At 73.6% G+C, this 2695-nt stretch carries 2 protein-coding genes and 2 pseudogenes; 1 reads left to right on the forward strand and 3 read right to left on the reverse strand.

Annotation, left to right across the window (positions count from 1 at the left end; all coding sequences use genetic code 11):
* Positions 1-536 (forward strand): annotated as a pseudogene (locus tag G3I65_RS04025) (hypothetical protein); the annotation flags it as partial.
* Here the strand turns inward: G3I65_RS04025 and G3I65_RS04030 are convergent.
* The 3 genes and pseudogenes from G3I65_RS04030 to G3I65_RS04040 all read right to left on the reverse strand — a co-directional run.
* Complete coding sequence (locus G3I65_RS04030; protein WP_160694865.1) at positions 533-1378, reverse strand: NAD(P)-dependent oxidoreductase; 846 nt, start codon at positions 1376-1378, stop codon at positions 533-535. The pseudogene G3I65_RS04025 and the gene G3I65_RS04030 sit on opposite strands and share 4 nt — an antisense overlap.
* Positions 1379-1404: 26 nt before the next feature.
* The gene (locus tag G3I65_RS04035) at positions 1405-1782 is read right to left on the reverse strand and encodes a VOC family protein (RefSeq protein ID WP_160694867.1); all 378 of its coding nucleotides are present in this window, start codon (positions 1780-1782) and stop codon (positions 1405-1407) included.
* 128 nt (positions 1783-1910) lie between these two features.
* Positions 1911-2695: pseudogene (locus tag G3I65_RS04040) on the reverse strand (replication-associated recombination protein A); the annotation flags it as partial.

Consider the following 2695-nt stretch of genomic DNA (forward strand, 5'->3'; position numbering starts at 1 on the left):
GCACCGAGGTCGCCGCCGACCCCACCACCGGCCTAGCCCTGGAGGCGGCGGTCCGGCGCTCGTCGGCGGACGTCGTCCGCCTGGCCTCGGTGCAGCGCGTGGTGCGGGCCCAGCAGGTCCCGGCGGGGCTGTTCGCGCACTTCTCGCTGTTCGGTGCGGTGACGGCCGGCCGGGACTCCGGCGACCTGGCCTTCGAGCGGCAGCACTGGGCCGAGCACGCCCGGCTGCTGGCCGAGGCCTGCCGGACGCTGGGCGCGGCCGCGGTCGAGCTGGCCGTGACCGTGCTCGACCCCCGGTTCGAGGGCCTGCTCGATGCGGTGCCGGACGTTCCGGTCCGCCCGTTCCCGGACCGCGAAGGCGGCCGAGGTGGGTACTACGAGGGCCTCTGCTTCAAGGTGTACGCGTCCTTCGGCGGCGAGCTCGCCGAAGTGGGCGATGGCGGCTTCACGCCGTGGACCCGGAAGCTCCTGGGCAACGCGAAGGAACGCCTCCTGACCAGCGCCCTGGGGGTGGACCGGCTCGCGACGCTCCTCTAGCGCTCCTTCAGGACCGCGCGGTAGAGCGCCGCCATGTCTTCGTCGCCGTGGCCCGCGTCCACCGCCGCTTCCAGGTGCGAGAGGACCGCCTTGGCCCCCGCCACGTCGACGTCCTCGCCCGCGGCCTCCACCACCAGCCGCGCGTCCTTCGCCGCCAGGCCCGCCGGGAACGACGGCGGGTATTCGCCCGAAAGCATCGCCCCGCCCTTCACGTGCGCGTAGCCGACGTCGAGGCCGCCGCCCTCGATCGTCTCCAGGAACAGCGACGGCTCCAGCCCTAGCGCCGCCGCCAGGCCGAGGCTCTCCGCCGTGGCGTTGGTCAGGGCCAGCACCCACGCGTTCAGCACCAGCTTCAGCCGGCTGCCCCCGCCCGCCGGGCCGAGCCACCGCGTCTTCACGGCGACCGCGTCGAACACCGGCGTCGCCTTCGGGCGGGCTTCCTCCGGACCGGACGCCAGCACCTGCAGCTGCGCCTGCTCGGCGGGCTGGCGGGTGCCGAGCACGGGGGCGTCGACGAACACGACGCCGGCCTTCTCAGCCGCCACGGCGAGGCGGTCGGTCCAATCGAGGCCGACCGTGCTCATCTGCAGCCACAACGTCCCTGAGGCGGGCGAAGCGGCTTCGAACGCTTCGGCCACCGCGGGCCCGTCGGCGAGCATCGTGACGAGGATGTCCGCGCCCGCGGCGGCCGAGGCCGCCGAATCGGCGACCGTGGCGACGTCGGCCAGGGGCTCGGCCTTGGCCCGCGTCCGGTTCCAGACCCGCACGTCGAGGCCCGCCTTGGCGACGTTGGCCGCCATCGGGGCGCCCATGATCCCGGTTCCCAGGAAAGCGACAGTCATGCCCTCAGCGTGCCCAGCGGGCGCGCTCAGTAATCGCCGAGGAGGCAGAACGGGTGGCCCGCCGGGTCGGCGTAGACGCGCCAGCCGCGGCCGCCGAGGTCCGGGTCGAGGAGGCGGCCGCCGTTCGCCAGGACGACGTGGTGGGACTCGCGGAAGTCGTCGACCTCGAAGTCGAGGTGGAACTGCTGCGGGAACGCCGGGTCCGGCCAGTGCGGCGGCTGGTGGTCCAGCGCCCGCTGGAAGCCCAGGACCAGTCCGTTCACGTGCAAGGTCGACCAGTCTTCGTCGACCCGCCACCGCGGATCGGGCCGGTCCACGTCGCCGCCGAGCAGAGCCTGGTAGAAGCGGGCGAGCGCGACCGGTTCCGGGCAATCGAGGACGATGCACTGCAGCGTCGCGGGCACGGGTTCGCCTCCTGCGGTCACCGGGACCCGGTTCGGGTCACCTCAAGGCGCGAAGCTTACGAAACCCGATGATCTTGAACGCCGCGGCCCGCTCCGGTGATCAACCACCGCGTTTTGTTCCGCCGCGGTCACTTTTCCCCGCGGATCGTCCGGCGCAGCTTGGGAACACGCTCGGCGAGCGTGCGCTCCGCCCCGCGCTGGGTCGGCTCGTAGTAGTCCCGGCCGACCAGCTCGTCCGGCGGGTACTGCTGCGCCAGCACGCCTTCCGGCACGTTGTGCGGGTAGCGGTAGCCCTGGGCGTTGCCGAGCTTCTTCGCGCCCGCGTAGTGCCCGTCGCGCAGGTGCGGCGGGACGGTGCCGGCCAGCCCGGCGCGGACGTCGGACAGCGCCGCGTCGATGCCCGTGATCACCGCGTTCGACTTCGGCGCGGTGGCCAGGTGGATCGTCGCCTGCGCCAGCGCGAGCCTGCCTTCGGGCATGCCGATGAACTGGACGGCGTGCGAAGCCGCGACCGCCGCCTGAAGGGCCGTCGGGTCGGCCATGCCGATGTCCTCGCTCGCGTGCACGACCAGCCGCCGGGCGAGGAACCGCGGGTCCTCCCCCGCCTCGATCATCCGGGCCAGGTAGTGCAGCGCCGCGTCGACGTCGGAGCCACGGATGGACTTGATGAACGCGCTGATCACGTCGTAGTGCTGGTCGCCGTCGCGGTCGTAGCGCACCGCCGCCTTGTCCACAGTGGACTCGACGATGGCGAGGTCGATCGCCTTCGCCTCGGTGGCCGAGGCCGCGTCCGCCGCCGCTTCGAGGGCGGTCAGCGCGCGGCGCGCGTCCCCGCCCGCCAGCCGGACGAGGTGGGCCCGCGCGTCCTCGCTCAGCGTCAGCTCGCCGCCGAGGCCGCGTTCGTCGGCCAGCG

The organism is Amycolatopsis sp. SID8362 (assembly GCF_010550475.1).
In the GTDB taxonomy this organism is placed as follows: domain Bacteria; phylum Actinomycetota; class Actinomycetes; order Mycobacteriales; family Pseudonocardiaceae; genus Amycolatopsis; species Amycolatopsis eburnea.

What these genes read in the sequence shown, in the direction of transcription:
- G3I65_RS04030 (WP_160694865.1), bottom strand. Translation starts at nt 1,378, where the DNA reads ATGACTGTCGCTTTCCTGGGAACCGGGATCATGGGCGCCCCGATGGCG.